A 25,791-nucleotide genomic window follows, 5' to 3' on the forward strand; every position below is an offset into this window, starting at 1 on the left:
AGTTGATAGCTCCTCTCGAAATTGAATGTAATAACTTGGACGTGGAATAATCATGGAAGATATCGAAATTTATAGTCCGGCCAGTCATGAGGGCGCTCAACCTTCGATTGACGTGAATTCAGGGAAGCGTGAGGAGTCGGTTTATCAACCAAGGCTAGTAGTCACGCCAGAGCAGTTGCTGGAAATAAAGCAGTATGTACGGCTTGGGCGAGCGCTACCGACTGAGCGAGAAGAAATAGAGAAAAACCTGGGAGGGGTCATTGATCATCCGAATTTTGGGTGGTTGGAAGTTCAGGATTTGAATGTAAAAGTAAAAGATCACGCTGCTGGGTGGCCTTCTATAGAAAATGGATTGATTCAGGTCGGTAGTGGATTGAGCGGATTAGCAAAGGATCTGGTTAATTTTAGTCAGAATCTGGTCCGCGACATTGAGCAGATGCCCATTGTCGAGCGCCTCAAGCCATATAATGATCTGGAGGTCGAGAGCGCGCCATTCATGGCATTTGACCAGAGCGATGTGGCTATTCATGCGCAGCTTGGGTTGGTGTTCGAAGATCTTAAAGGAAGTGTGGTTGTTGCCAGTAAGCCAACATTGGAATTGAAAGTTGAAATCGAAAATTTCAACAGAGTATTGAATGATAAGCTCATTCCATTGATAAGTGAGAAGGTCGCCAGGCTCGATACCGTTGATTTTGCGATTGATCTTGACAAGTTTCGTGCGGAACTTGATCGTGTTGAAAAAAATATCGATCAGACAAACAAGGAGTTGGTTAAGCATAGTGCGATGCAAATTGTGAAGGGGTTCTATGTTCTTGGGCTGCTTTTGAATACGCTTTTCTCCAGTCCTGAAGAGGCAGTCCTGGGTAAGGCGTTCCTTGAGAGCCAGGAAAAGCTCAACAGTTTCATCATGGAAAAACAGAGGCTGTTGAGCCAAATTGACGGTCAGGAGAAGTTGCCTGGGTTGATTCTTTCTCACAGCAAGTCGCTGGACAATCTATCCGCTCACATGGCGGCTGCCGCAAGGGCGTCGAACGCGTTGGTGTTAGTTTGGAATTCCATCGTGGCCGAGATCGACAGGTCGGCCACTGAATTTTCACTGATAGAGGATGGCGTCAGTCTGATCCGATTTAAGCAGAGTTTCAATCGCGGTATTTCCCCTTGGAGTGAAGTTCAGAATGTGGCTGATGCACTGCTGAGCTCCCTGAGGAAGGCGATCAAGGGTTTTAATGAGCAGAGTACTCTTCAGGAAGAGGGGGTGGTATGAATATGGACGGTGCAGTGATGACTCATGAGCAGCGCATGCCGGATTATTCGTTGATGAAGGTTAATAAAAAGGCTATCAATAAAATTGTTGCTCAACTGAATCTGGATTTTTCCGATTATTTGAAAGCAAAGCTTGGACGGCTTGATCATGCGATCAATGATACGCATGCAAATATCTTTGGAGTGGCAGTGGCAGTAATGCCTATGTTGAGGGAGGCTAATTTCAAGAGTTTCATGATCGAATTTCAGCGGTTGAGCAATGAGCCGGATTTGTCGGGTGATTTGCGAATGAAGACCCTGGAAGGTCTTAAAGCTGATTATATAAAAAGTGTGAATGCCGATGCGGGGAAAATTCGAGGGTTCGCGCTTGCAGTGAATGCTCATCTCATTAGTCTGGACGATATCGATATCCTGGGGGAGGGGCAAAGTGACTCAAGTATTTTGCTTGGATTCGATGAGGATATTGTGAAGGCGCTCAGTGATCTGGACAGGCGGCTTGAAGAGGTTGAGGTGCAATGCAGGATTTTAGATGATTTGATCAGTGTGATAGATGATAAAAACCTGATCGATCACCTGTTGCCATGGATTCCGGATGGCAATTTTTTCAAGAGTTTTGAGATATCTGCTCCGCAGGCTGAGCTAGTGAAAAAAGGATTGGAACTGCTGCGCAAGCTCCTTGAACAGGCTTCTGAATATATAAGGTACACCGAGATGGTGCGGGCCCGAGACGGTTTGCGGATTAAGCGTGCGCATTATTTTGAACAAAAAAATGAGTACCAGAAACTGCAGGCAGATCACGAGATCAGAGTTGATACCTTGCGGCAGGTAAAATCGATAGAAGGCCTGAAAGTCGATTATTTGTATGAAGCCAATACGTTTCTCCGTAACATCAACAACTATGCAAGCCTTTTTGATCTTGCTCCACAGACCACGATCGACAATTTGAAGGTGATCACCGACGCCGCTGTCAGCTTGTCCAAAACCCTTGAGCCAATTGCCTCGGCCTGGCGAACCTAAGAGGCGCCATAGCGAATGCCGAGCCAGATGGTCGGAGTGCGTGAATAACCGGCGATTCATCGTCCACAAAAAAGCCCCTGAGTCTTTCGACTCAGGGGCTTTTTGATGTTGCTGTCTGGCTCCACGACCTGGACTCGAACCAGGGACCCAGTGATTAACAGTCACTTGCTCTACCAACTGAGCTATCGCGGAATGGCGCCTATGTTACTGATTCAAAAAGAGAAGTCAAGCACCGAATGGCAATTTGACGGATTCATGGGGGCGGGCGGTGGTTTAGTGGTCATTGGCGGTTACCAGAATCGCACCAGAGGTCTACCATGGCCGCCCGGAAGTGGTGACACGCGCTGCCGGCCACTACGCCGAAAAGGTACGCGCCATGAATCATTTGAAACTCACACCTCGACATTCCGCGGTGCACCCATGAGCGTCGCTCAGATCAGCCTGCCCAAAGGTGTCGGCCCCCATGCCGAAAAGTTGTTCGACGCCATCACCCAGGCCAGCACCGTTGAAGAACTGAACCGCGCGGGCGGCAAGGCTGAAGGCTTCGTTCTCGGGCTGGAAAGCACCAAGGCGATCAAGAGCCAGATCGCCGAATCGCTCTACGTCGCTTATGACGATGCGGCCAGCCAGCGTGCGAATGAGCTGGCTTAACCGCCGAAGGTAATCGTGCCAAGCATCAGTTTGGCATACAGCATCGTGGCTCCCAGTTGCACCAGCCACAGGGCCAGGCCGCCGAGGAATACACCGGCGGCCACTTGCATCACCAGGTTGTTGCCGCGTTTGGCCGGGGTGCGCGGGACGAAATGGTCCAGCTCATCGCGGTCGGCGCGTAGGTCATCGTTTTTCATTTGAGTTCTCATCGGAATTACAGAGTGTACGCATAACCTGTGGGAGCGGGCTTGCTCGCGAAAGCGGTGGCACATTCGGCATCAATGTCACAGACAGATTGTCTTCGCGAGCAAGCCCGCTCCCACATTTTGACTTGTGTGGAGTTTAGAGGGCTGCGTCGTTGCTTTGAAAATTATCTGAAGCGAATGAAAAACGGGAAGCCACATGGCTTCCCGTTTTTCATTTCAAGGCCGGATCAGATGACCTGGACGATAGCGTCCGTCACCACCTCGATGTTGCTCTGGTTCAGCGCAGCCACGCAGATGCGGCCGGTGTCCAGGGCGTAGATGCCGAACTCGTTGCGCAGACGGTGAACTTGCTCAACCGTCAGGCCGGAGTAGGAGAACATGCCGCACTGACGACCGACGAAGCTGAAATCGCGCTGAGGCGCTTTTTTGGCCAGCAGGTCGACCATCTGGGTACGCATGCCACGAATGCGCAGGCGCATTTCGGCCAGTTCGGCTTCCCACTGGGCGCGCAGTTCCGGGCTGTTCAGCACTGCAGCAACAACGCTGGCACCGTGAGTCGGCGGGTTGGAGTAGTTGGTACGGATCACGCGTTTGACTTGCGACAGCACGCGCGCGCTTTCTTCTTTCGATTCGCTGACGATCGACAGGGCGCCGACGCGCTCGCCGTACAGCGAGAACGATTTGGAGAACGAGCTGGAGGCGAAGAAGGTCAGGCCCGACTCGGCGAACAGGCGCACGGCGGCGGCGTCTTCGTCGATGCCATCACCGAAACCTTGATACGCCATGTCGAGGAATGGCACGTGGCCTTTGTTTTTGACGACTTCCAGGACGTTTTTCCAGTCCGCCGGGCTCAGGTCCACGCCGGTCGGGTTGTGGCAGCAGGCGTGCAGCACAATGATCGAGCCGTTTGGCAGCGCGTTCAGGTCTTCCAGCATGCCGGTACGATTCACGTCGTGGGTCGCGGCATCGTAGTAGCGGTAGTTCTGCACCGGGAAACCGGCGGTTTCGAACAGCGCGCGGTGGTTTTCCCAGCTTGGGTCGCTGATCGCCACAACGGCGTTCGGCAGCAGCTGCTTGAGGAAGTCGGCACCGATTTTCAGAGCGCCGGTACCGCCGACAGCCTGAGTGGTGATGACGCGGCCAGCGGCGAGCAGTGGCGAATCATTGCCGAACAGCAATTTCTGCACAGCCTGGTCGTAGGCGGCGATGCCGTCGATAGGCAGGTAGCCACGGGAAACGTGTTGAGCGGCGCGAATCGTTTCGGCTTCGACAACGGCGCGCAGGAGTGGAATTCGCCCCTCCTCGTTGCAGTAAACACCGACCCCCAGGTTGACCTTGTTGGTACGGGTATCGGCGTTGAATGCTTCGTTGAGGCCCAGGATTGGATCGCGTGGTGCCATTTCGACAGCGGAGAACAGGCTCATTATTGCGGCGGCTCTGAATGGAGAGTGGAGGGACGTGTCGCGCTCCAGCCGAATGCACTAGAGCGGTGCACAAACGGGGAGCTAGTATAGAGGCCATCCGCGATCAATGGCGACAGGCGATTCGGCTTTTAAGGTATGTTTTTCCGATTATTTTTCGACCGTTAGTCGAATGGCGTCGGCAAAGGTTTTGCGCGATGTAGGACGTTTACCTTGAAAGGGCTGGCAATCGGCTCCACATTGAGCACAATCCAGTTTTTTCCTCGGGAGACATCGGTCGTTTGCGGTCTTTCTCGTTCGTGCCTGATCCAGAGGTTTTTCATGTCTGAATTCCAGCTAGTCACCCGTTTCGAGCCCGCCGGCGACCAGCCGGAAGCCATCCGCCTGATGGTCGAGGGCATCGAGGCCGGGCTGGCGCACCAGACGCTGCTTGGTGTGACCGGTTCGGGCAAGACCTTCAGCATCGCCAACGTGATCGCCCAGGTGCAGCGCCCAACCCTGGTGCTGGCGCCGAACAAGACCCTGGCGGCGCAGTTGTACGGGGAGTTCAAGGCGTTCTTTCCGAACAACGCGGTGGAATATTTCGTTTCCTACTACGACTACTATCAGCCTGAAGCCTACGTGCCGTCCTCGGACACCTTCATCGAGAAAGACGCCTCGATCAACGACCACATCGAGCAGATGCGTCTGTCGGCGACCAAGGCATTGCTTGAGCGCAAGGACGCGATCATCGTCACCACGGTGTCGTGCATCTACGGTCTGGGCAGCCCGGAAACCTATCTGAAAATGGTCTTGCACGTGGATCGCGGCGACCGGCTCGATCAGCGTGAGTTGCTGCGACGCCTGGCCGACCTGCAATACACCCGCAACGACATGGATTTTGCCCGTGCGACTTTCCGCGTGCGGGGCGATGTGATCGATATCCACCCGGCGGAATCCGATTTCGAGGCGATCCGCATCGAGCTCTTCGACGATGAGGTGGAAAGCCTGTCGGCGTTCGATCCGCTGACTGGCGAAGTCATTCGCAAACTGCCGCGCTTCACCTTCTACCCGAAGAGCCACTACGTGACGCCTCGAGAAACCCTGATGGGTGCCGTGGAAGGGATCAAGGAGGAATTGAAGGAGCGCCTGGAATACCTGCGCTCCAACAACAAACTGGTGGAAGCCCAACGCCTGGAGCAGCGCACCCGTTTCGACCTGGAGATGATCCTCGAACTGGGCTACTGCAACGGCATCGAAAACTACTCGCGCTATCTGTCCGGTCGCGAAGCCGGCGCGCCGCCGCCGACGCTTTATGACTATCTGCCGGCCGATGCCTTGCTGGTGATCGACGAATCCCACGTCAGCGTGCCGCAGGTTGGCGCCATGTACAAAGGCGACCGCTCGCGCAAGGAAACCCTGGTCGAGTACGGTTTCCGCCTGCCTTCGGCCCTGGACAACCGGCCGATGCGTTTCGATGAATGGGAAAGCATCAGCCCGCAGACGATTTTCGTCTCGGCGACTCCCGGAAACTACGAAGCCGAGCACGCCGGGCGCGTCATTGACATGGTGGTACGTCCGACCGGGCTGGTGGATCCACAAATCGAGATCCGCCCGGCACTGACCCAGGTCGACGACTTGCTGTCGGAAATCACCAAGCGCGTCGCTCTGGAGGAGCGGGTGCTGGTGACCACGCTGACCAAACGCATGGCCGAAGACTTGACTGATTATCTGGCGGATCACGGCGTGCGCGTGCGCTACCTGCACTCGGACATCGACACCGTGGAGCGGGTCGAGATCATCCGCGATCTGCGCCTCGGTACTTTCGATGTTTTGGTGGGGATCAACCTGCTGCGCGAAGGCCTGGACATGCCGGAAGTGTCGCTGGTGGCGATCCTCGATGCCGACAAGGAGGGTTTCCTGCGATCCGAGCGCTCGCTGATCCAGACCATCGGCCGCGCGGCGCGTAACCTCAATGGCCGGGCGATTCTGTATGCCGACCGCATCACCGGCTCCATGGAGCGCGCGATCGGGGAAACCGAGCGTCGTCGTGACAAGCAGATTGCCTTCAACCTGGCCAACGGCATCACGCCAAAAGGCGTGTTCAAGGACGTTGCCGACATCATGGAAGGCGCCACCGTGCCCGGTTCGCGGAGCAAGAAGCGCAAGGGCATGGCCAAGGCCGCCGAGGAAAACGCCCGGTACGAGGCCGAACTACGCTCGCCGGGCGAGATCGCCAAGCGTATCAAGGCGCTGGAAGAGAAGATGTACCAGCTCGCTCGTGACCTGGAGTTCGAAGCGGCGGCGCAGATGCGCGACGAGATTGCCAAGATGCGCGAGCGCCTGCTGACGGTCTGAACTTTGCGGTGGGTGTGCGGGCCTCTTCGCGAGCAAGCCCGCTCCCACAGGGATCACACTGAACTTTGTGGGAGCGGGCTTGCTCGCGAAGGGGGCAGTATTGGCGCCGCAATTTTTGACTAGTGCGCCTCACCCGCCTTCAACCCCTCCGGCAGCTTCTTGGTCAGCAACACCGCCACCATGCTGATCCCCAGCGCAATCCCGACAAAGTGAAACGCATCGTTGTAGGCCATGATCGACGCCTGTTGGTGGGCGATCTCGCTGAGCTTGCCCAGTGCCGCCGTTTCGTTGCCCAGTCGGTCAGCCAGCGAGGCGATCCGTTCAGCCACCTGCGGATTGCTTGGCACGATGGCTTCGCGCAAGTAGTCAAAGTAAACCTTGGTCCGCGCATCCAGCAGCGTGGCGAGTAGGGCGATGCCGATGGCGCCGCCGAGGTTGCGCAGGATATTGAACAGGCTCGATGCCGATCCCGCATCCTGGGGCAGGATATAGGAGGTGGCGATCAGCGAGATGGTCACCATGATCAGCGGCTGGCCCAGTGCGCGGATGATCTGGATCTGATTGAACTGCGGCCCGGCAAAGTCCGGGTTCAGCACCCCTGAAGAGAAACTCGCCAACCCGAACAAGCCGAATCCCAGGGTGCACAGCCATTTCGGCGAGATGAACTTCATCAGCTTGGGCACCAGCGGAATCAGAAACAGCTGGGGCACGCCCATCCACATGATCACTTCGCCAATCTGCAAGGCGTTGTAGTTCTGGATCTGCGCCAGGTACAGCGGCAACAGATAGATCGAACCGTACAGCCCGACCCCCATCCCGACGCTGGAAATACTGGATAACCCGAAGTTGCGGTTGCCGAGGATGCCAAGATTGATCAGAGGGTTGGGCTTGGAAAACTGCACGATCACAAAGGTGATCAGGCTGACCAGCGCGATGCTGCCAAGGGTCACGATCAGGTTCGATTCCAGCCAGTCCTTGCGATGGCCTTCCTCGAGAAACACCTGCAAACAGCCAAGCCCGACGCCGAGGGTGAGAATGCCGGTGTAGTCGGTGCTTTTCAGCAGTTCCCAGTGCGCTTCTTTCTTCTCCAGGCCGTACATCAGGCCGGCGATCATGATCAGGCCGGGCGGGATGTTGATGTAGAAGATGTACTCCCAGCCCCAGTTTTCCGTCAGCCAGCCGCCGAGTGTCGGGCCGATGGAGGGGGCGAAAGTGGCGGTCATGGCGAACATGGCCATGCCCTTGGCGCGGTGGTGTTCCGGCAGTTTGATCAGGGTCAGGGTGAATGCCAGCGGAATCAGCGCGCCACCGGTAAACCCTTGCAGGGCGCGGAACACGATCATGCTCTCCAGGCTCCACGCCATGGAGCAGAGCAGGGACGCGAAGAGGAATCCGAGGGACACCCACACTGCCAGGCGTCGTGCCGAAAGCAACTGCACCAGCCAGGCGGTGAGGGGGATCATGATGATTTCCGCCACCAGGTACGAGGTGGAAATCCACGAGCCTTCTTCCAGGGTTGCCGACAGCGCGCCCTGGATATCCTTGAGCGAGGAGTTGGTGATCTGGATGTCGAGCACCGCCATGAAGGCGCCGAGCATCACGCTCATCACCGCGATCCAGTCCCGCCGGGTCGGTTCGCCGACCGGGCGGATCAGTTGATCACCGGCCATCGTCAGCGGCGTCTTTGCTGCTCACTTTGGTGGTGACTTCTTCAGGGGCGTCCTTGATGTTCACCTTGGCGGTCACCGACATGCCCGGGCGGATCTTGCCGCGCAGCGGGTTGTCGGCGGCGAAGGTCAGTTTTACCGGAATCCGCTGCACGACCTTGGTGAAGTTGCCCGTGGCATTGTCTGGCGGCAACAGGCTGAACTGCGCGCCCGAGGCGGCAAACAGGCTGTCGACCCGGGCCTGGATCGGTGTGTCGCTGTAGGCGTCGAAGGTCAGTTCGGCTTTCTGCCCGGGTTGCATGTGGCCGATTTGGGTTTCCTTGAAGTTGGCCTGAATCCAGATGTCCTGGTCCGGAACGATCGACAGCAAATACGCGCCGGCCTGCACAACCTGGCCTTCGCGGGCGGCACGCTGGCCGATCAGGCCGCTGATGGGCGAGTGGATTTCAATGCGGGTCAGGTTCAGCTCGGCTTGCGCCAGGTCGGCCTTGGCATTGGCGATCTGCGCGTCGAGGCGCTTGATCTCGGCGGTCAGCGCGTTGACTTGCTGGCGCTGGCCCTGGGCATCCGCCTGGGCCTTGACCAGTTGCGAACGGGCAATGTGGTTGTCGGCGGAGAGGGTGGTCACCCGTTCTTCCGAGACATAACCCGGCTTGCGCAAGGTCTCGGCACGGGTCAAATCAATCTGCGAACGGCCCAGGCTGGCCTGGCTTGACGCTACTTGCGCTTCGCTGGAGGCAATCAGGCTGGCTTGCTGGGTCAGTTTGCTCTGGGCTTGCAGGCGTTCGGCTTCGCGGGTGGCGAGGGTCGCATTGGCACGGTCGACAGCGAGGTGGAAGTCATCGCCTTCGAGTTTGATCAGCAACTGACCCTTCTCGACATGCTGGTTGTCCTGCACCATCACCTGATCGATGCGCGCGCCCAATTGGCTCGACACGCGGGTGATCTCGCCCTGGACATAAGCGTTGTCGGTGCTTTCATAAAAGCGCCCCTTGAAGAACCAATGGGCAAACAGGCCCCCGGCAATCAGCAGGACAATCATCAGGAACGTGAAGAGGCGGCGCTTGAGTTGGGCAGGCATGGGGCAAACTGTAGTCGAGAAATTGTAAGGGAAGGTATCAGCAGGCAAATCTGGCATACAGCCGATAAACGGTAAATGCCATCGGCTGATATTCGCCCATTCACCCCCTCATACGGGTGTTCCAGACGCAACCTTGGCTTAAATGCCCTGTTCACTGGAGCGGGGCGGGTGTCGCCTGTTACCATTCCGCTCTTGTTTGATGTTCTGTTTGAACTTCGCTTTTTATTCTTTTCGAGACATGCCATGACCACCGTCCGCACTCGCATCGCGCCATCGCCTACCGGGGATCCCCACGTAGGCACCGCCTACATCGCCTTGTTCAACTACTGCTTTGCCAAGCAGCACGGCGGTGAGTTCATCCTGCGGATCGAAGACACCGACCAACTGCGTTCGACCCGCGAGTCCGAACAGCAGATCTTCGACGCCCTGCGTTGGCTGGGGATCGAGTGGAGCGAAGGTCCGGACGTTGGCGGCCCGCACGGTCCGTACCGTCAAAGCGAGCGTGGCGATATTTATCAGAAGTATTGCCAGCAGCTGGTAGAGCTCGGTCATGCCTTCCCGTGCTTCTGCACCGCCGAAGAGCTGGACCAGATGCGCGCCGAGCAGATGGCCCGTGGCGAAACCCCGCGTTACGACGGCCGCGCGCTGCTGCTGTCGAAGGACGAAGTCGCCCGTCGCCTGGCCGCTGGCGAACCACACGTGATCCGCATGAAGGTGCCGAGCGAAGGCGTCTGCGTGGTGCCGGACATGCTGCGCGGCGACGTCGAGATCCCGTGGGACCGCATGGACATGCAAGTCCTGATGAAGACCGACGGCCTGCCGACGTACTTCCTGGCCAACGTGGTCGATGATCACCTGATGGGCATCACCCACGTATTGCGCGGCGAAGAGTGGCTGCCATCGGCCCCGAAGCTGATCCTGCTTTACGAGTACTTCGGCTGGGAACAACCGGAGCTGTGCTACATGCCGCTGCTGCGCAACCCGGACAAGAGCAAGCTGTCCAAGCGCAAGAACCCGACCTCGGTGACGTTCTACGAGCGCATGGGCTTCATGCCCGAAGCGATGCTCAACTACCTGGGCCGCATGGGTTGGTCGATGCCGGACGAGCGCGAGAAGTTCTCGTTGCAGGAAATGGTCGACAACTTCGATCTCAAGCGCGTGTCCCTCGGCGGGCCGATCTTCGACATCGAAAAACTGTCGTGGCTCAACGGCCAGTGGCTGCGTGACCTGCCCGTGGAAGAGTTCGCCGCACGTGTGCAGAAGTGGGCGCTCAATTCCGAATACATGATGAAGATCGCGCCGCACGTACAGGGCCGGGTCGAAACTTTCAGCCAGGTCGCACCGCTGGCCGGGTTCTTCTTTGCCGGTGGCGTGAACCCGGATGCCAAGCTGTTCGAATCGAAGAAACTCTCGGGCGATCAGGTTCGCCAGTTGATGCAGTTGATCCTGTGGAAACTGGAAAGCCTGCGCCAGTGGGAGAAGGACAGCATCACCGCGACCATCCAGGCGGTGGTCGAGTCCCTGGAGCTGAAGCTGCGTGACGCCATGCCGTTGATGTTCGCCGCGATCACGGGCCAGGCCAGCTCGGTCTCGGTGCTCGATGCGATGGAAATCCTCGGACCGGACCTGACCCGTTTCCGTCTGCGCCAGGCGATCGACCTGCTGGGCGGTGTGTCGAAGAAAGAAAACAAAGAGTGGGAAAAGCTGTTGGGCGCTATTGCCTGATCCCGCTGGGTCGGACCTGTAGGAGCCGGCTTGCTGGCGAAGCGACCTTGCAGCCTGCATCAATCTTGCGGCTGCTATCGCTGGCAAGCCAGCTCCTACAGGTGGGGAAAACCCCGTTTTTTCGGGGGAAGGGCGGTAAGTGATTGTTATGTCGGCAAAAAATTTTGAAAAATTTCAAAAATAAGTTTGACAGACTTTCGATACGCCCTTAAGATTCGCCCCGTCCTCAGCGATGACATCGAAGATGCATCAACGATGAGGGGCTATAGCTCAGCTGGGAGAGCGCTTGCATGGCATGCAAGAGGTCAACGGTTCGATCCCGTTTAGCTCCACCAATTTACACTTCAAGGCCTGGCCACACCGGCCTTGAAGCGATCAACACTCAGCGTTGATCAGTTGTATAGAAGGGTTTGCGTCCCCTTCGTCTAGTGGCCTAGGACACCGCCCTTTCACGGCGGTAACAGGGGTTCGAGTCCCCTAGGGGACGCCAGTTTTACAGAAGTGATGTTGCAAGATGTCACTCCGCCGCGAGGCGAAAAATCCGGGGCTTTAGCTCAGCTGGGAGAGCGCCTGCATGGCATGCAGGAGGTCAGCGGTTCGATCCCGCTAAGCTCCACCAATTTTACAGTTCAAGGTCTGGCCACACCGGCCTTGAATCGATCAGCACTCAGCACTGATCAGTTGTATAGAAGGGTTTGTGTCCCCTTCGTCTAGTGGCCTAGGACACCGCCCTTTCACGGCGGTAACAGGGGTTCGAGTCCCCTAGGGGACGCCACGATTACCCGCTCTGCGGGATTTTATAAGGGTCATTCAATTATTGAATGGCCCTTTTGTTTGTCTGGCGTTTGGCCAAATTCCCCCCCATTTCAAAAAAACTGTTCTTCAGACCAGCGGTCACAGCCATGACTTGCTAAAATTTATTATGAGAATAATATTTCAATCGTAATATTCGGAGGCAACGATGAACGATAAAAAAGCTCAGACCCGCGAACGCATCCTCAAGGCTGCCAGCGCCGCGCTGATTCAGCGCGGCCCGGCCGAGCCAAGCGTGGGCGAAGTGATGGGCGCGGCGGGCCTGACGGTCGGCGGCTTCTACGCACACTTCGAAAGCAAGGACGCGATGATGCTCGAGGCGTTCAGGCAATTGCTCGGTCATCGCCGCGACCTGATTGCCGACATGGACGCGCAGTTGACCGGCGAAGAGCGCCGCGCTCTGGTGGCCGCGTTTTACCTGTCGCGCAAGCATCGTGATTCCTCCGAATCGGCCTGTCCGATCCCGGCTTCGGTCGGCGAATTGGGGCGGCTGCCGGACGCGTTTCGTGTCGCGCTGAATGAGCATGTGGAAATGATGGTCGCGCAGTTGGCGTCCAGTCCTGAAGAAACCGATAAAGCCCTGGCCGATATGGCCTTGATGGTGGGTGGGCTGGCTCTGGCGCGGGCGCTTGGGCCGGGAGAGTTGTCCGATCGATTACTGCGCGCCGCCAAATCGGCAGTGCGTTGACCTGAAGGCTGCGGCCTGAGGAGAATGCGATGAGCGCGTTAAAGTGGGTTCGTGGCGTTAATGGCACCTTGGGCTGGTTTGCCCCGAAACTGGTCGCTAGCAAAATGCGACTGGCCTTCATGACACCGCGGGATCTGCCGCCCCGTGACTGGGAACTGCCGCTGTTGGCGAGGTCCGAGCGGATCACCTTGCGCTTCGGCCTCTCGGCGTTGCGTTGGGGGCAGGGTCCGGCAGTGTTGCTGATGCACGGTTGGGAAGGGCGGCCAACGCAGTTCGCCAGCCTGATCACCGCGCTGGTCGATGCCGGTTACTCGGTCGTGGCCCTGGATGGTCCGGCCCATGGTCGCTCACCGGGCAGCGAGGCGAATGTGGTGCTCTTTGCTCGGGCCATGCTTGAAGCGGCCGCTGAACTGCCACCCCTGCAAGCGGTCATCGGCCACTCCATGGGGGGTGCCAGTGCCATGCTTGCGGTGCAGTTGGGCCTGCGCACGGAAACCCTGGTCACCATTGCCGCCCCGGCGCGAATTCTGGGTGTGTTGCGTGGGTTCGCGCGTTATGTCGGGCTGCCACCCAAAGCCCGCTCGGCGTTCATTCGCCAGGTCGAGAAAGACGTCGGCATGCGCGCCTCGACGCTGGATGTCGCCCACTATCAGCTCGATATGCCCGGCCTGGTCGTCCACGCCGAAGATGACCGGATGGTATCGGTCAAGGAGTCTCAGCTGATCCACGAAGCCTGGTTCGACAGCCGTTTGCTGCGCCTGGAAGACGGTGGACATCAGCGGGTGCTGGCTGACCCTCGGGTGATCGAAGGCGTGTTATCACTGCTGGCCGGTCGCCGACTGCAATCGCGCCAATCGGCCTGAGCTTCCGTTACACTGCCCCGGTCGAATCGAAATGACCGGGAGTGGGGCATGGGCTGGGATCGGGAAACGCCATTTATCATTGATCTGCAAGTGGACGCCGAGGACATTGACGGGCTGGGGCACGCGAACAATGCGGTCTACGTGACCTGGCTCGAACGCTGTGCCTGGCGCCACTCACAACGCCTTGGCCTGGACCTGGTCGAATATCGGCGGCTGGACCGGGCGATGGCGGTGGTGCGTCACGAGATCGATTACCTGGCGGCAGCCTATGAGGGCGATGAGTTGCAATTGGCGACCTGGATCGTCGATTGGGATCAGCGCCTGAGAATGACCCGGCACTTCCAGCTGATCCGCCCCAGCGACAATGCAACGCTGCTGCGTGCGCAAACCACGTTCGTCTGCATCGAGCTGTCCAGCGGCAAGCCCAAGCGTATGCCGACGGAGTTCATCGAGGGCTATGGCCCGGCGATCCGGGCGCAGGAGTTGGTACAACCCTGAGCTCATGTGGGAGCGGGCTTGCTCGCGAAAGCGGTCTGTCATCAACGGTGATGTTGGCTGATCCACCGCCTTCGCGAGCAAGCCCGCTCCCACAATGGATCTGCGATGTTCTGCAGATTTTCTCTGAACCCAGTAAACTGCCGCACGTTTTTCCTCGAGTGTGTTTTTCATGCAAATTGCTTTGGCGCCCATGGAGGGGTTGGTCGACGACATCCTGCGCGATGTGTTGACCCGCGTGGGTGGTATTGACTGGTGCGTGACCGAGTTCATTCGGGTCAACGACCAGTTGCTGACACCTGCCTATTTCCACAAGTTCGGCCCGGAGTTGCTCAACGGTGCCCGGACGGCCTCCGGTGTGCCGCTGCGTGTGCAACTGCTCGGTTCCGATCCGGTGTGCCTGGCGGAAAATGCCGCGCTGGCTTGCGAGCTGGGTTCCGAAGTGATCGACCTGAACTTCGGCTGCCCGGCCAAGACCGTCAACAAATCCCGGGGTGGCGCGGTATTGCTCAAGGAACCCGAGCTGCTCAACCAGATCGTCGAGCACGTCCGTCGTGCCGTCCCCGCGCACATTCCGGTCACCGCCAAGATGCGCCTGGGCTTCGACAGCCCGGATGGTTCGCTGGTGTGTGCCACGGCCCTGGCCGAAGGCGGTGCGGAACATATCGTGGTCCATGCTCGGACCAAAGTGGACGGCTACAAGCCGCCGGCGCACTGGGAGTGGATTCCGCGGGTGCAGGACGTGGTCAAGGTGCCGGTGTTCGCCAATGGTGATATCTGGAGCGTCGAAGACTGGCGTCGTTGCCGCGAGATCAGCGGCGTGGAAGACATCATGCTCGGTCGTGGCCTGGTTTCACGCCCCGATCTGGCCAGGCAGATCGCCGCTGCCCGGGCCGGTGAAGAGGTCGTGGAGATGACCTGGAACGAGCTGCTGCCACTGATCCAGGACTTCTGGTTGCAGGCCAAGGCGCAAATGACGCCACGCCAGTCACCGGGTCGCCTGAAGCAATGGCTGGCAATGCTGACCCGCAATTATCCCGAGGCGGTAGAGCTCTTTACCGTCCTGCGGCGTGAGACCGAACTGGATAACGTCTCGCGCTTGCTGGGGCTGCCGGTGGCGGAAGCGGCCTGAAGTTCCCAAAAAAAAACAGAAAATAATCTCTTGAAATGCAATCAGCGGTCCCTATCTAAGGGTTACGCGATGCCGAATTCGGGTCGCGGAGACAAAAAACCTTGCTGATTGTTTTCAGGAGATTTGAACCATGAGTACTGCTTTTTCCCTGGCCCCACTGTTCCGTTCCTCGGTAGGTTTCGACCGTTTCAACGACCTGTTCGAAACCGCCCTGCGCAATGAACCAGGCAGCACCTACCCACCCTACAACGTGGAAAAACACGGTGACGATCAATACCGCATCGTCGTAGCCGCCGCCGGTTTCCAGGAAGATGACCTGGAACTGCAAGTCGAGAAGGGTGTGCTGACCATCAGTGGTGGCAAACGTGACGCCAACGAGGGCGTGACCTTCCTGCACCAGGGCATTGCCCAGCGTGCGTTCAAGTTGTCCTTCCGTCTGGCGGACCACATCGAGATCAAGGCTGCTGACCTGCGCAACGGTCTGTTGAGCATCGACCTGCTGCGGGTGATTCCGGAAGAGGCGAAAGCCAAGCGCATCCCGATCAACGGGGCGCAAAAACCGGCTCTGCAACATTGAGTCGGAGCAAGAAAAAAGGGCGCTAATGGCGCCCTTTTTTGTGCCTCTAAAGCGCTACTTCAGCAGTTTTTGAAACTCCTCCACCGGCAATGGCCGGCTATGTAAATACCCCTGGTAGAAGTGACAGTCCAACCCCTGCAAGAACTCCAGCTGCTCCGCTGTTTCCACCCCTTCGGCAATCACTTTCAAATCCAGGCTGTGGGCCATGGCGACGATGGCGCGGATGATCTCGGCGTCGTTCGGGTCGCTGGTGGCGTCGCGGATGAACGACTGGTCGATTTTCAGGGTGTCGACCGGCAGGCGCTTGAGGTAGGTCAGCGAGGAATAGCCGGTGCCGAAGTCGTCCATGGCGAAGCTCACGCCGAGTTTTTTCAGGCGGCGCATTTTGCTGATGGTGTCTTCCAGGTTCTGGATCACGATGCCTTCGGTGATTTCCAGTTTCAGCAAAGTACAGGGCAGTCCGTAGGTGGCGAGGCTGTTTTCGACCCGTTCGACGAAATCGTTCTGGCGGAACTGGCGCGGGCTGATGTTCACGCACAGGCTGAATTTGTACGGATTCACCAGGCCGTCGTCGATCAGTTGTTTGAAGGCCTGGCAGGCTTCGTCGAGGATCCAGGTGCCCACCTCCAGAATCAGTCCGCTGTCTTCCAGTACCTTGATGAACTCGGTGGGTGATTGCGCGCCGAGGTCTGGGTGATTCCAGCGCACCAGGGCCTCGGCGCCGACGATGCGATCGCCCCGGGCGTCGACCTGGGGTTGGTAATGCACGCGAAACTCGCCCCGGGAAAGGGCCAGGCGCAGATCGGTCTCCATGCGCAGGCGTTCGCTCGCGGCCTTCTGCATGGTGTTGTGGTACATCTGCGCGGTATTGCGGCCCGAGTCCTTGGCGCGATAGAGCGCAATGTCGGCGCGCTTGAGCAGGTCGGTCGGGGTCGAGCCGTGATCGGGAATCAGTGCAATGCCGATGCTGGGCGTCACTTGCAGGCGCTGGCCGTCGAGGAACATCGGTTCGGACAGCAGTTCGCGGATGGTGTCGGCCACTTCGCGAACCTGATCGCTGACCTCGCTGCGCGTGCCTTCGAGGCCGCTGAGCAGCACCACGAATTCGTCACCGCCCAGGCGCGCAACGGTGTCCTCCATGCGCACGCTGGCCTCCAGGCGCGCGGTGATGATTTTCAGCACCGTATCGCCCACCGGGTGCCCGAGGGAGTCGTTGATGTGCTTGAAATGGTCGAGGTCGAGAAACATCAGCGCGCCGCGCAGGTTATGCCGCTTGAGCAGGGCGATCTGCTGGCTCAGGCGATCCATCAGCAGGGCGCGGTTGGGCAGGTTGGTCAGGGGGTCGTGGTAGGCCAGGTGGCGAATCTGCGCTTCGGCGTTTTTCAGCAGGCTGACGTCTCGTGCGGTCAGCAGCAGGCAGGCTGTTTCGTTGAGGGTGATCGGCTCCACCGACACTTCGACGGTGAGCAGTTCGCCGCGCTTGTTGCGCCCGAGCATTTCCTGGTGATGAACCCGCCCCTTGATCTGCAATTCCGCCAGCAGCGCCGAGCGTTGTTTTTCTTCGGCCCAGATCCCGACCTGGTACACCGTACGGCCCACCACTTCTTCGGCGCGGTAACCGGTCAGGCGGCAGAAACCGTCGTTGACCTCCAGGTAGCGTCCGGTGTCGCGCTCGGTGATGGTGATGGCGTCGGGGCTGGAGTGGAAGGCCTTGGCGAATTTCTCTTCACTGGCCTTGAGCGCCGCTTCCGAGCGCTGTTGCTGGGTGATATCGCGCAGCGTGGTGACGATACAGGGCTGGTCGCCGACGCTGATCTGGCGGCTGGAAATTACGCAGGTCAGGACCTGTCCGTCCTTGTGCTGGACGAGAATGGCCACGTTGTTCAGGCCTTGTTCGCGGATCACTTGTTCGATCCGTCGCAGGCTTTTCGCCGAAGCGTCCCACAGGCCTATTTCATCGGCGCTGCGGCCGATCACATCGGCGGTGCTCCAGCCGAAGGTCTGGGAGAAGCTGGAGTTGATTTCAATGAACTGGCCGGAGTCCTGGTGGGTGACGCAGATCGGATCGGGGCTGACCTGGAACAGCGTGGCGAATTTTTCTTCGGAGGCCACCAGCCGTTGTTCGCGCTCCACCTGGTCGGTGATGTCGAGCAATGTGCCGGCCATGCGCACCGGCACGCCGTTGTCATCGCGGTAGAGGCGGGCGCGGCTTTCCAGGTAGCGCGAGCTGCCGTCGGCCAATTGCACGCGGTAGGTCAATTGGTAGTTGCCGGCCGGGCCTTCACGCAGGCTGCGGTAGGCATCGCGCATGGTGTCGCGTTCTTCGTCGGGCACGCCTTCGAAGAATTCGTCGAAGGACTCGTGGAAGGGTTTGGCGTCCAGGCCATGCAATTGGGCGGCCCGTGCCGATCCGTAGAGCATGCCGCTGGGAATGTGCCAGTCCCAGGTACCCAGTTGCGCCGAGTCCAGGGCCAGGTCGAGGCGTTCCTGGCTGTCCTTGAGTGCGTGCTCGGCGACTTTGCGTTCGGTGGTGTCGAGGAAGGTGCTCAGTAGATAGGGCTGGCCTTCGAGCTCGACCTTTTGCGCACTGAGGATGCCATCGTGGATCTGGCCATTGCTGGCGCGAAACTGCACTTCCATGCTGACCAGGTCGCCTTTGGCTTTGGTCGCCTTGACCAGGTCGGCCCGTTGCTCGGGGTGCACCCACAGCCCCAGTTCCAGGGTGGTGCGGCCAATCGCATTTTGCACCGGCCAACCGAACAGGCTTTCGAAATACTGGTTGGCTTCGGTGATCAGGCCATCTTCCTGACGGGTCAGCAGGACCATGTTCGGGCACAGGTGAAACAGGGTGGCAAAGCGTTTTTCCGAGCTGCTCAGCGCCTGTTCACGCTGGCGCTGGTGAGTGATCTCGCGGATCACACCGATCATCCGTGGCCTGCCGTGCTTGTCCGGCAACAGGCTGCCGCTGATCTCCAGCCAGTGCAGGCTGCCATCGGGCCAGCGGATGCGGTGGTGCATCGCTTGCTCCAGCGGCGCGCCAGCGATGACCGCATGGAACGCGCGAACGGTTTTCGCGCGATCTTCCGGGGGCAGCAGGTCGAGGTACTCCAGATCCGCTGGCAATGGTTTGCGGGGGTCGAAGCCGAACAGCGCCTGCGTACCCCGGGACCAGCTGATCTGCCCGCGCTCGATGTCCCAATACCAGGCGCCCAGGCGCGCGCCGTTGAGCGCGGCCAACAATTGCGAGGCACTCTCCCAGCTCTGTTCGGAGTTTTTCGGGTCAAGTGCCTGTATGCGCGGCATTGGCGGAATACGGTCAACAGATTTGGGCATTGGCAAGCCTTAGGCTGAATGGGCGTTTTGTACAGGGTTTCGCGGCTCTATAGGAGTAGCACAAGTTAGCCTTGAGTCCCTGGCGGATCGAGTTGAGCGTCCAGCAGGGCCATGAAAGCCCGGGCAGCATTCGACAGCGTCCTTTCCGTGTGCAGGATATAGCCTAGCTGGCGAGTGAGCTGTATGCCTGGCAAAGGTATGCGCGCCACCTGATCGTCGAGCATGGTGCGCGGCAAAACACTCCAGGCCAGGCCGATCGAGACCATCATCTTGATGGTTTCCAGGTAGTTGGTGCTCATGGCGATGTTTGGCGTCAGGCCCTGGGCTTCAAACAGGCGCTGCACAATATGGTGGGTAAAGGTATTGCCGCCGGGGAAGACCGCCGGGTGTCGGGCGATGTCCGCCAGGCTGACCTTGCCATTGTTGAGCAGTGAGTGCTCCGGGGCGACCACGAAATCCAGCGGGTCGTCCCACACCGGGGTGGCCTTGACCAGTGCATGGGGTTCCGGTGCCAGGGTGATGACCGCCAGTTCGGCGCGGCCATGGAGTATTTCCTCGTAGGCGACTTCCGAATCGAGAAACTGGATATCCAGCGCCACCTCGGGATAGCGGCGGGTGAACTCCCTTAATAAAGGAGGCAAGCGGTGCAGGCCGATGTGGTGACTGGTGGCCAGGGTCAGACGACCGGTCACCTCGCCGGTGAGGTTGGTCAGGGCGCGGCGCGTATCATCGAGGACATTCAGAATCTGGTAGGCCCGCGGCAGCAGGGCGCGCCCGGCCTCCGTCAAGCCCACTTCACGACCCAGGCGATCGAACAGTCGCACCTTCAATTGCTGCTCCAGCCCGGCGATGCGTTTGCTGATGGCGGGCTGGGTCAGGTGCAGCCGTTCGCCAGCGCCGGAGAAGCTCCCGGTCTCGGCGATGGCAATAAAAGCATTGAGGTTGGCCAGGTCCATGGTCGTATTCCAGTTGGTTATCCAAAGCATAAAAAATATGAATTTGAGTTATTTAATGTAACCCCATAGGATCAGCCTCACAAGCCAAAGGGTTATTGAATACTTCAAGACCCGGGGCATAGAAACAAGCTGATGAGGAACCGTCTGATGGCCGGCAAAACGCTCTACGACAAGCTCTGGGATTCGCATTTGGTCAAGCAGCGCGACGATGGCTCTGCGCTGATCTACATCGATCGTCACATCATCCACGAAGTGACCTCGCCGCAAGCCTTCGAAGGCCTGCGCCTGGCCGGGCGCAAGCCATGGCGTATCGATGCCAACATCGCGACCCCGGACCACAACGTACCGACCACGCCGGAGCGCAAGGGTGGCATCGATGCCATCGTCGACCAGGTCTCGCGCCTGCAAGTTCAGACCCTCGATGACAACTGCGATGAATACGGCATCGTCGAATTCAAGATGAACGACATCCGCCAGGGCATCGTCCACGTCATCGGCCCGGAGCAGGGCGCCACCTTGCCGGGCATGACCGTGGTCTGCGGCGACTCCCACACCTCGACCCACGGCGCATTCGGCGCATTGGCTCACGGTATCGGCACTTCCGAGGTCGAGCACGTGCTCGCCACCCAGTGCCTGGTCGCCAAGAAAATGAAAAACATGCGGGTAGCGGTCGAAGGCCAATTGCCTTTCGGTGTGACCGCCAAGGACATCGTGCTCGCCGTGATCGGCAAGATCGGCACCGCCGGCGGTAACGGCCACGCCATCGAATTCGCCGGCAGCGCGATTCGCGAGCTGTCCGTGGAAGGCCGCATGACCATCTGCAACATGTCCATCGAAGCCGGCGCTCGGGTAGGCTTGGTGGCTGCGGACGAAAAAACCGTGGAATACGTCAAGGGCCGTCCGTTCGCTCCGAAAGGCGCGGAATGGGACCTGGCCGTCGAGGCCTGGAAAGACCTGGTGACTGACGCTGATGCCGCGTTTGATACCGTGGTTGAGCTCGATGCCGCGCAAATCAAGCCGCAAGTCAGCTGGGGCACCTCGCCGGAAATGGTTTTGGCGGTCGATCAGAACGTGCCGGATCCTGCGAAGGAAATGGACCTGGTCAAGCGCGACTCCATCGTCCGCGCCTTGAAATACATGGGTTTGACCGCCAACCAGGCGATCACCGACATTCAGCTCGACCGTGTGTTCATCGGTTCCTGCACCAACTCGCGGATCGAAGACCTGCGTGCTGCTGCGGTGATCGCCAAGGGCCGCAAAGTGGCCTCGACCATCAAGCAGGCGATCGTGGTGCCGGGCTCGGGTCTGGTGAAGGCGCAGGCCGAATCGGAAGGCCTGGACAAGATTTTCCTCGAAGCCGGTTTCGAATGGCGTGAGCCGGGCTGCTCGATGTGCCTGGCGATGAACCCGGACCGTTTGGAAAGTGGCGAGCATTGCGCGTCGACTTCCAACCGTAACTTCGAAGGCCGTCAGGGTGCCGGTGGCCGTACTCACCTCGTCAGCCCGGCCATGGCCGCCGCCGCCGCCGTGAACGGTCGTTTCATCGACGTCCGTGAATTGATCCAGGGAGCGCAGTAAGCATGAGAGCATTTACCCAACATACTGGTCTTGTCGCGCCTTTGGATCGTGCCAACGTCGACACCGACCAGATCATCCCGAAGCAGTTCTTGAAGTCGATCAAGCGCACCGGTTTCGGTCCGAACCTGTTCGATGAATGGCGTTACCTGGATGTGGGGCAGCCGTACCAGGACAACTCCAAGCGTCCGCTGAACAAGGACTTCGTCCTCAACGCCGAGCGTTACCAAGGCGCCAGCGTATTGCTGGCCCGTGAAAACTTCGGTTGTGGCTCCAGTCGCGAACACGCGCCATGGGCGCTGGAAGAGTACGGTTTCCGCAGCATTATCGCGCCGAGCTATGCCGACATCTTCTTCAACAACAGCTTCAAGAACGGCTTGCTGCCGATCATCTTGAGCGATGCCGAAGTCGATGAGCTGTTCCAGCAGGTCGAGGCCAATCCGGGCTATCAGTTGCAGGTTGATCTGCAAGCCCAGACCGTGACCCGCCCTGACGGCAAGGTGTTGAGCTTTGATATCGATGCCTTTCGCAAGCACTGCCTGCTCAACGGCCTGGACGATATCGGCCTGACCTTGCAGGACGGCGATGCGATTGCGACGTTTGAAGCCAAGCATCGCGCGAGCCAGCCGTGGTTGTTTCGCGACGCGTGATTGATCCGATATTTCGGTAGACAGGGCCGGTCTCTTCGCGAGCAAGCCCGCTCCCACATTGGATTTGTGGCGTATACACAACCCCTGTGGGAGCGGGCTTGCTCGCGAAGACGGCAGCTCAGACGACACAAGGCTAAACCCCAAAAAGGAAGTCCCCATGACCAGCACCGCCCAGCACACCCAGGTAGTCCAGAAGCAATTCGGTGAACAGGCTTCGGCCTACCTGAGCAGCGCCGTACACGCTCAAGGCACTGAATTCGCGCTGCTACAGGCTGAGGTGGCCGGGCAGGGCGAGGCACGGGTGCTGGACCTGGGCTGCGGCGCCGGTCACGTGAGTTTTCATGTGGCGCCGTTGGTCAAGGAAGTGGTGGCTTACGACCTGTCGCAGCAGATGCTCGATGTAGTGACCGCTGCTGCCGTCGACCGTGGCTTGAGCAACGTTTCCACGGTCAACGGTGCCGCCGAGCGCCTGCCGTTCGCCGATGGCGAGTTCGATTTCGTCTTCAGCCGCTATTCGGCGCACCATTGGAGCGATCTCGGCGTGGCGTTGCGGGAAGTGCGCCGGGTGTTGAAACCGGGCGGCGTGGCGGCATTCATCGATGTGTTGTCACCGGGTAGCCCGCTGTTCGACACTTACCTGCAAAGCGTCGAAGTGCTGCGCGATACCAGCCATGTGCGCGATTATTCCGCCGGCGAGTGGTTGCGCCAGGTCAGCGAGGCGGGGCTGCACACGCGCAGCACCACCCGCCAGCGTTTGCGCCTGGAGTACACCAGTTGGGTCGAGCGCATGCGCACACCTGAAGTGATGCGCGCCGCGATCCGTGCGTTGCAGCAGTCGATGGGCAATGAAGTACGCGAATATTTTGAGATTGAAGCCGATGGCTCGTTCAGTACCGATGTACTGGTCCTGATGGCTGAACGATAAGCGCTGAGCGCTGGATTTTTTCCGGGAGCGCCCAAGCGCGCACCGACTGATGACATGAGGAAAGCATGAGCAAGCAGATTCTGATTCTCCCAGGTGACGGTATTGGCCCGGAAATCATGGCCGAAGCGGTCAAGGTTCTGGAATTGGCCAGCGACAAGTTCGCATTGGGTTTCGAACTGAGCCACGACGTAATCGGTGGCGCCGCCATCGACAAGCACGGCGTGCCGCTGGCTGACGAGACCCTGGAACGTGCCCGCGCGGCCGACGCCGTGCTGCTGGGTGCCGTTGGCGGCCCGAAATGGGACGCGATCGAACGTGACATCCGCCCTGAGCGCGGCCTGTTGAAAATCCGCGCGCAACTGGGCCTGTTCGGCAACCTGCGTCCGGCGATCCTGTACCCGCAACTGGCCGAGGCTTCCAGCCTGAAAGCGGAAATCGTTTCCGGCCTGGACATCCTGATCGTGCGCGAACTGACCGGCGGCATCTATTTCGGCGCGCCACGTGGCACCCGTACCCTGGAAAACGGCGAGCGTCAGTCCTACGACACGCTGCCGTACAGCGAAAGCGAAATCCGCCGTATCGCCCGTGTCGGTTTCGACATGGCCATGGTCCGCGGCAAGAAGCTGTGCTCGGTGGACAAGGCCAACGTACTGGCGTCCAGCCAGCTGTGGCGTGAAATCGTCGAGGAAGTGGCCAAGGATTACCCACAAGTCGAACTGAGCCACATGTACGTCGACAACGCCGCCATGCAACTGGTGCGCGCACCGAAGCAGTTCGACGTGATCGTCACCGACAACATGTTCGGCGACATCCTGTCCGACCAGGCCTCGATGCTCACCGGTTCCATCGGCATGCTGCCGTCGGCGTCCCTGGACACCAACAACAAGGGCATGTACGAGCCGTGCCACGGTTCGGCGCCGGACATCGCGGGCAAGGGCATTGCCAACCCGCTGGCGACCATTTTGTCGGTGTCGATGATGCTGCGTTACAGCTTCAACCAACAGACCGCGGCCGATGCCATCGAGAAAGCCGTCAGCCTGGTGCTGGATCAGGGCTTGCGCACCGGCGACATCTGGTCGGCCGGTTGCACTAAAGTCGGTACGCAGGAAATGGGTGACGCAGTAGTCGCCGCGCTGCGGAATCTGTAATCTCTCGGGCCCGCTACCAAATTCAAGACAAGGTAGCGGCCCACATTTCAAGAAGGTGTAGTTGCGATGAAACGTGTAGGTCTGATCGGTTGGCGCGGCATGGTCGGTTCCGTGCTCATGCAGCGGATGCTGGAAGAGCAGGATTTCGATCTTATCGAGCCGGTGTTTTTCACCACTTCCAATGTCGGTGGCCAAGGCCCGTCCGTGGGCAAGGACATTGCTCCGCTCAAGGACGCTTACAGCATTGAAGAGCTGAAAACCCTCGACGTGATTCTGACCTGCCAGGGTGGCGACTACACCAGCGAAGTCTTCCCCAAGCTGCGCGAAGCCGGCTGGCAGGGTTACTGGATCGACGCCGCTTCCAGCCTGCGCATGCAGGATGACGCGGTCATCGTCCTGGATCCGGTCAACCGCAAGGTCATCGACCAGCAGCTGGACGCGGGCACCAAGAACTACATCGGCGGCAACTGCACCGTCAGCCTGATGCTGATGGGCCTCGGTGGCCTGTTCGAAGCTGGCCTGGTGGAGTGGATGAGCGCCATGACGTATCAGGCGGCCTCCGGTGCCGGCGCGCAGAACATGCGTGAACTGATCAAGCAGATGGGCGCGACCCACGCCTCTGTCGCTGATCAACTGGCCGACCCGGCCAGCGCGATCCTCGACATCGACCGTCGTGTGGCCGAAGCCATGCGCAGCGACGCGTACCCGACTGAAAACTTCGGCGTACCACTGGCCGGCAGCCTGATCCCGTGGATCGACAAGGAACTGCCGAACGGCCAGAGCCGCGAAGAGTGGAAGGCCCAGGCCGAGACCAACAAGATCCTTGGTCGCTTCAAGAGCCCGATCCCGGTCGATGGCATCTGCGTGCGCATCGGCGCCATGCGCTGCCACAGCCAGGCGCTGACCATCAAGTTGAACAAAGACGTGCCGATCGCTGATATTGAAGGGCTGATCAGCCAGCACAACCCTTGGGTCAAGCTGGTGCCGAACAGCCGCGAGACCAGCATTCAGGAACTGAGCCCGAACAAGGTCACCGGCACCCTGAACATCCCGGTTGGCCGTCTGCGCAAGCTGAACATGGGTTCGCAATTCGTCGGCGCGTTTACTGTCGGCGACCAATTGCTGTGGGGCGCGGCCGAACCGCTGCGTCGCATGCTGCGGATCCTGCTCGAGCGTTGATCGATTGATGCAATGAAAGAACCCGTGCCTTGAAAGAGGTGCGGGTTTTTTTATGGGAGTTGTGTCGCCAGTCAGGTCGCCATCGCCAG

Annotated in this window: 21 protein-coding genes and 5 tRNA genes; 19 read left to right on the forward strand and 7 right to left on the reverse strand. The window is 59.2% G+C overall.

Going from position 1 to position 25,791, the window contains the following annotated elements; translation table 11 throughout:
* The first annotated feature begins 52 nt into the window (after positions 1-52).
* Together QMK54_RS10030 and QMK54_RS10035 are read left to right on the forward strand one after the other, a co-directional pair.
* Positions 53-1,264, forward strand: coding sequence for an alpha-xenorhabdolysin family binary toxin subunit A (locus tag QMK54_RS10030; protein WP_320402437.1), 1,212 nt, complete (start codon positions 53-55; stop codon positions 1,262-1,264).
* Entirely contained in the window at positions 1,261-2,280 is a 1,020-nt protein-coding gene (locus QMK54_RS10035; RefSeq protein WP_110659570.1) for an alpha-xenorhabdolysin family binary toxin subunit B, read from the forward strand. Before QMK54_RS10030 ends, QMK54_RS10035 begins: the two co-directional genes overlap by 4 nt.
* Before the next feature lie 116 nt (positions 2,281-2,396).
* Here QMK54_RS10035 and QMK54_RS10040 read toward each other — a convergent pair.
* Positions 2,397-2,472 (reverse strand) — tRNA-Asn (locus QMK54_RS10040).
* Positions 2,473-2,700: 228 nt separating this feature from the next.
* Between QMK54_RS10040 and QMK54_RS10045 the strand changes: the two genes are divergently transcribed.
* A complete protein-coding gene (locus QMK54_RS10045) occupies positions 2,701-2,931 on the forward strand; it encodes a hypothetical protein (protein WP_110659571.1) in 231 nt (76 codons plus the stop codon).
* On the opposite strand, the gene QMK54_RS10050 is transcribed toward QMK54_RS10045, so the two are convergent.
* Both QMK54_RS10050 and QMK54_RS10055 read right to left on the reverse strand, forming a co-directional pair.
* Positions 2,928-3,128 (reverse strand): hypothetical protein, encoded by a 201-nt coding sequence (locus tag QMK54_RS10050; protein ID WP_110659572.1) that lies wholly within the window; start codon positions 3,126-3,128, stop codon positions 2,928-2,930. The two genes, QMK54_RS10045 and QMK54_RS10050, sit on opposite strands and share 4 nt — an antisense overlap.
* 236 nt (positions 3,129-3,364) lie before the next feature.
* Positions 3,365-4,561, reverse strand: coding sequence for an amino acid aminotransferase (locus QMK54_RS10055; RefSeq protein ID WP_150717016.1), 1,197 nt, complete (start codon positions 4,559-4,561; stop codon positions 3,365-3,367).
* 318 nt (positions 4,562-4,879) lie between these two features.
* Between QMK54_RS10055 and uvrB the strand changes: the two genes are divergently transcribed.
* Positions 4,880-6,895, forward strand: a complete 2,016-nt coding sequence (uvrB, locus tag QMK54_RS10060) for an excinuclease ABC subunit UvrB (protein ID WP_110659574.1) — start codon at positions 4,880-4,882, stop codon at positions 6,893-6,895.
* A gap of 119 nt (positions 6,896-7,014) precedes the next feature.
* Here uvrB and QMK54_RS10065 read toward each other — a convergent pair whose 3' ends face one another.
* Positions 7,015-8,505: an MDR family MFS transporter gene (locus QMK54_RS10065; protein WP_223593065.1), complete on the reverse strand. Its 1,491-nt coding sequence runs from the start codon at positions 8,503-8,505 to the stop codon at positions 7,015-7,017.
* A gap of 49 nt (positions 8,506-8,554) precedes the next feature.
* Positions 8,555-9,643, reverse strand: a complete 1,089-nt coding sequence (locus QMK54_RS10070; protein WP_223592882.1) for an HlyD family secretion protein — start codon at positions 9,641-9,643, stop codon at positions 8,555-8,557.
* Between the two features lie 243 nt (positions 9,644-9,886).
* On the opposite strand from QMK54_RS10070, the gene gltX reads away from it, so the two are divergent.
* The 10 genes from gltX (at position 9,887) to QMK54_RS10120 (ending at position 15,936) form a co-directional block, all read left to right on the forward strand.
* Positions 9,887-11,368, forward strand: coding sequence for a glutamate--tRNA ligase (gltX, locus tag QMK54_RS10075; RefSeq protein ID WP_223592884.1), 1,482 nt, complete (start codon positions 9,887-9,889; stop codon positions 11,366-11,368).
* Positions 11,369-11,627: 259 nt separating this feature from the next.
* Positions 11,628-11,703: transfer RNA gene (locus tag QMK54_RS10080), tRNA-Ala, on the forward strand.
* A 79-nt stretch (positions 11,704-11,782) separates the two neighbouring features.
* Positions 11,783-11,858 (forward strand) — tRNA-Glu (locus tag QMK54_RS10085).
* A 53-nt stretch (positions 11,859-11,911) separates the two neighbouring features.
* Positions 11,912-11,987, forward strand: a tRNA-Ala gene (locus tag QMK54_RS10090).
* A gap of 80 nt (positions 11,988-12,067) precedes the next feature.
* Positions 12,068-12,143: transfer RNA gene (locus tag QMK54_RS10095), tRNA-Glu, on the forward strand.
* Between the two features lie 186 nt (positions 12,144-12,329).
* Positions 12,330-12,869 carry a TetR/AcrR family transcriptional regulator gene (locus QMK54_RS10100; RefSeq protein ID WP_110659875.1) on the forward strand — a complete coding sequence of 180 codons (540 nt, stop codon included), beginning with the start codon at positions 12,330-12,332 and terminating at the stop codon, positions 12,867-12,869.
* 29 nt (positions 12,870-12,898) lie between these two features.
* Positions 12,899-13,732, forward strand: coding sequence for an alpha/beta fold hydrolase (locus QMK54_RS10105; protein WP_110659876.1), 834 nt, complete (start codon positions 12,899-12,901; stop codon positions 13,730-13,732).
* Between the two features lie 48 nt (positions 13,733-13,780).
* Positions 13,781-14,230 carry an acyl-CoA thioesterase gene (locus QMK54_RS10110; RefSeq protein WP_110659877.1) on the forward strand — a complete coding sequence of 150 codons (450 nt, stop codon included), beginning with the start codon at positions 13,781-13,783 and terminating at the stop codon, positions 14,228-14,230.
* Positions 14,231-14,399: 169 nt separating this feature from the next.
* Entirely contained in the window at positions 14,400-15,359 is a 960-nt protein-coding gene (locus tag QMK54_RS10115; RefSeq protein WP_007997541.1) for a tRNA dihydrouridine synthase, read from the forward strand.
* Between the two features lie 130 nt (positions 15,360-15,489).
* Positions 15,490-15,936, forward strand: a complete 447-nt coding sequence (locus QMK54_RS10120; RefSeq protein WP_223592896.1) for an Hsp20 family protein — start codon at positions 15,490-15,492, stop codon at positions 15,934-15,936.
* Positions 15,937-15,990: 54 nt separating this feature from the next.
* Here the strand turns inward: QMK54_RS10120 and QMK54_RS10125 are convergent, their stop codons facing one another.
* Positions 15,991-19,269 (reverse strand): PAS domain S-box protein, encoded by a 3,279-nt coding sequence (locus tag QMK54_RS10125; RefSeq protein WP_320402438.1) that lies wholly within the window; start codon positions 19,267-19,269, stop codon positions 15,991-15,993.
* A gap of 65 nt (positions 19,270-19,334) precedes the next feature.
* Positions 19,335-20,225, reverse strand: coding sequence for a LysR family transcriptional regulator (locus QMK54_RS10130; RefSeq protein ID WP_110659881.1), 891 nt, complete (start codon positions 20,223-20,225; stop codon positions 19,335-19,337).
* A 147-nt stretch (positions 20,226-20,372) separates the two neighbouring features.
* Here QMK54_RS10130 and leuC point away from each other — a divergent pair, with 147 nt between their 5' ends.
* From leuC to asd, 5 genes are all read left to right on the forward strand, one after another.
* The gene (leuC, locus tag QMK54_RS10135; protein ID WP_110659882.1) at positions 20,373-21,803 is read left to right on the forward strand and encodes a 3-isopropylmalate dehydratase large subunit; all 1,431 of its coding nucleotides are present in this window, start codon (positions 20,373-20,375) and stop codon (positions 21,801-21,803) included.
* Between the two features lie 2 nt (positions 21,804-21,805).
* On the forward strand, positions 21,806-22,450 hold the full coding sequence (gene leuD, locus QMK54_RS10140; RefSeq protein ID WP_110659883.1) for a 3-isopropylmalate dehydratase small subunit: 645 nt from the start codon (positions 21,806-21,808) through the stop codon (positions 22,448-22,450).
* A 157-nt stretch (positions 22,451-22,607) separates the two neighbouring features.
* Positions 22,608-23,375 carry a class I SAM-dependent methyltransferase gene (locus tag QMK54_RS10145; RefSeq protein ID WP_223592901.1) on the forward strand — a complete coding sequence of 256 codons (768 nt, stop codon included), beginning with the start codon at positions 22,608-22,610 and terminating at the stop codon, positions 23,373-23,375.
* Between the two features lie 65 nt (positions 23,376-23,440).
* Positions 23,441-24,523: a 3-isopropylmalate dehydrogenase gene (leuB, locus tag QMK54_RS10150; RefSeq protein ID WP_320402439.1), complete on the forward strand. Its 1,083-nt coding sequence runs from the start codon at positions 23,441-23,443 to the stop codon at positions 24,521-24,523.
* Positions 24,524-24,589: 66 nt separating this feature from the next.
* On the forward strand, positions 24,590-25,702 hold the full coding sequence (gene asd, locus QMK54_RS10155) for an aspartate-semialdehyde dehydrogenase (RefSeq protein ID WP_110662242.1): 1,113 nt from the start codon (positions 24,590-24,592) through the stop codon (positions 25,700-25,702).
* Positions 25,703-25,791: the final 89 nt, after the last annotated feature.

The organism is Pseudomonas sp. P5_109 (assembly GCF_034009455.1).
GTDB lineage: Bacteria > Pseudomonadota > Gammaproteobacteria > Pseudomonadales > Pseudomonadaceae > Aquipseudomonas.

What these genes read in the sequence shown, in the direction of transcription:
- QMK54_RS10030 (WP_320402437.1), top strand. Translation starts at nt 53, where the DNA reads ATGGAAGATATCGAAATTTATAGTCCGGCCAGTCATGAGGGCGCTCAA.
- QMK54_RS10035 (WP_110659570.1), top strand. Translation starts at nt 1,261, where the DNA reads ATGAATATGGACGGTGCAGTGATGACTCATGAGCAGCGCATGCCGGAT.
- QMK54_RS10045 (WP_110659571.1), top strand. Translation starts at nt 2,701, where the DNA reads ATGAGCGTCGCTCAGATCAGCCTGCCCAAAGGTGTCGGCCCCCATGCC.
- QMK54_RS10050 (WP_110659572.1), bottom strand. Translation starts at nt 3,128, where the DNA reads ATGAAAAACGATGACCTACGCGCCGACCGCGATGAGCTGGACCATTTC.
- QMK54_RS10055 (WP_150717016.1), bottom strand. Translation starts at nt 4,561, where the DNA reads ATGAGCCTGTTCTCCGCTGTCGAAATGGCACCACGCGATCCAATCCTG.
- uvrB (WP_110659574.1), top strand. Translation starts at nt 4,880, where the DNA reads ATGTCTGAATTCCAGCTAGTCACCCGTTTCGAGCCCGCCGGCGACCAG.
- QMK54_RS10070 (WP_223592882.1), bottom strand. Translation starts at nt 9,643, where the DNA reads ATGCCTGCCCAACTCAAGCGCCGCCTCTTCACGTTCCTGATGATTGTC.
- gltX (WP_223592884.1), top strand. Translation starts at nt 9,887, where the DNA reads ATGACCACCGTCCGCACTCGCATCGCGCCATCGCCTACCGGGGATCCC.
- QMK54_RS10100 (WP_110659875.1), top strand. Translation starts at nt 12,330, where the DNA reads ATGAACGATAAAAAAGCTCAGACCCGCGAACGCATCCTCAAGGCTGCC.
- QMK54_RS10105 (WP_110659876.1), top strand. Translation starts at nt 12,899, where the DNA reads ATGAGCGCGTTAAAGTGGGTTCGTGGCGTTAATGGCACCTTGGGCTGG.
- QMK54_RS10110 (WP_110659877.1), top strand. Translation starts at nt 13,781, where the DNA reads ATGGGCTGGGATCGGGAAACGCCATTTATCATTGATCTGCAAGTGGAC.
- QMK54_RS10115 (WP_007997541.1), top strand. Translation starts at nt 14,400, where the DNA reads ATGCAAATTGCTTTGGCGCCCATGGAGGGGTTGGTCGACGACATCCTG.
- QMK54_RS10120 (WP_223592896.1), top strand. Translation starts at nt 15,490, where the DNA reads ATGAGTACTGCTTTTTCCCTGGCCCCACTGTTCCGTTCCTCGGTAGGT.
- QMK54_RS10125 (WP_320402438.1), bottom strand. Translation starts at nt 19,269, where the DNA reads ATGCCCAAATCTGTTGACCGTATTCCGCCAATGCCGCGCATACAGGCA.
- QMK54_RS10130 (WP_110659881.1), bottom strand. Translation starts at nt 20,225, where the DNA reads ATGGACCTGGCCAACCTCAATGCTTTTATTGCCATCGCCGAGACCGGG.
- leuC (WP_110659882.1), top strand. Translation starts at nt 20,373, where the DNA reads ATGGCCGGCAAAACGCTCTACGACAAGCTCTGGGATTCGCATTTGGTC.
- leuD (WP_110659883.1), top strand. Translation starts at nt 21,806, where the DNA reads ATGAGAGCATTTACCCAACATACTGGTCTTGTCGCGCCTTTGGATCGT.
- QMK54_RS10145 (WP_223592901.1), top strand. Translation starts at nt 22,608, where the DNA reads ATGACCAGCACCGCCCAGCACACCCAGGTAGTCCAGAAGCAATTCGGT.
- leuB (WP_320402439.1), top strand. Translation starts at nt 23,441, where the DNA reads ATGAGCAAGCAGATTCTGATTCTCCCAGGTGACGGTATTGGCCCGGAA.
- asd (WP_110662242.1), top strand. Translation starts at nt 24,590, where the DNA reads ATGAAACGTGTAGGTCTGATCGGTTGGCGCGGCATGGTCGGTTCCGTG.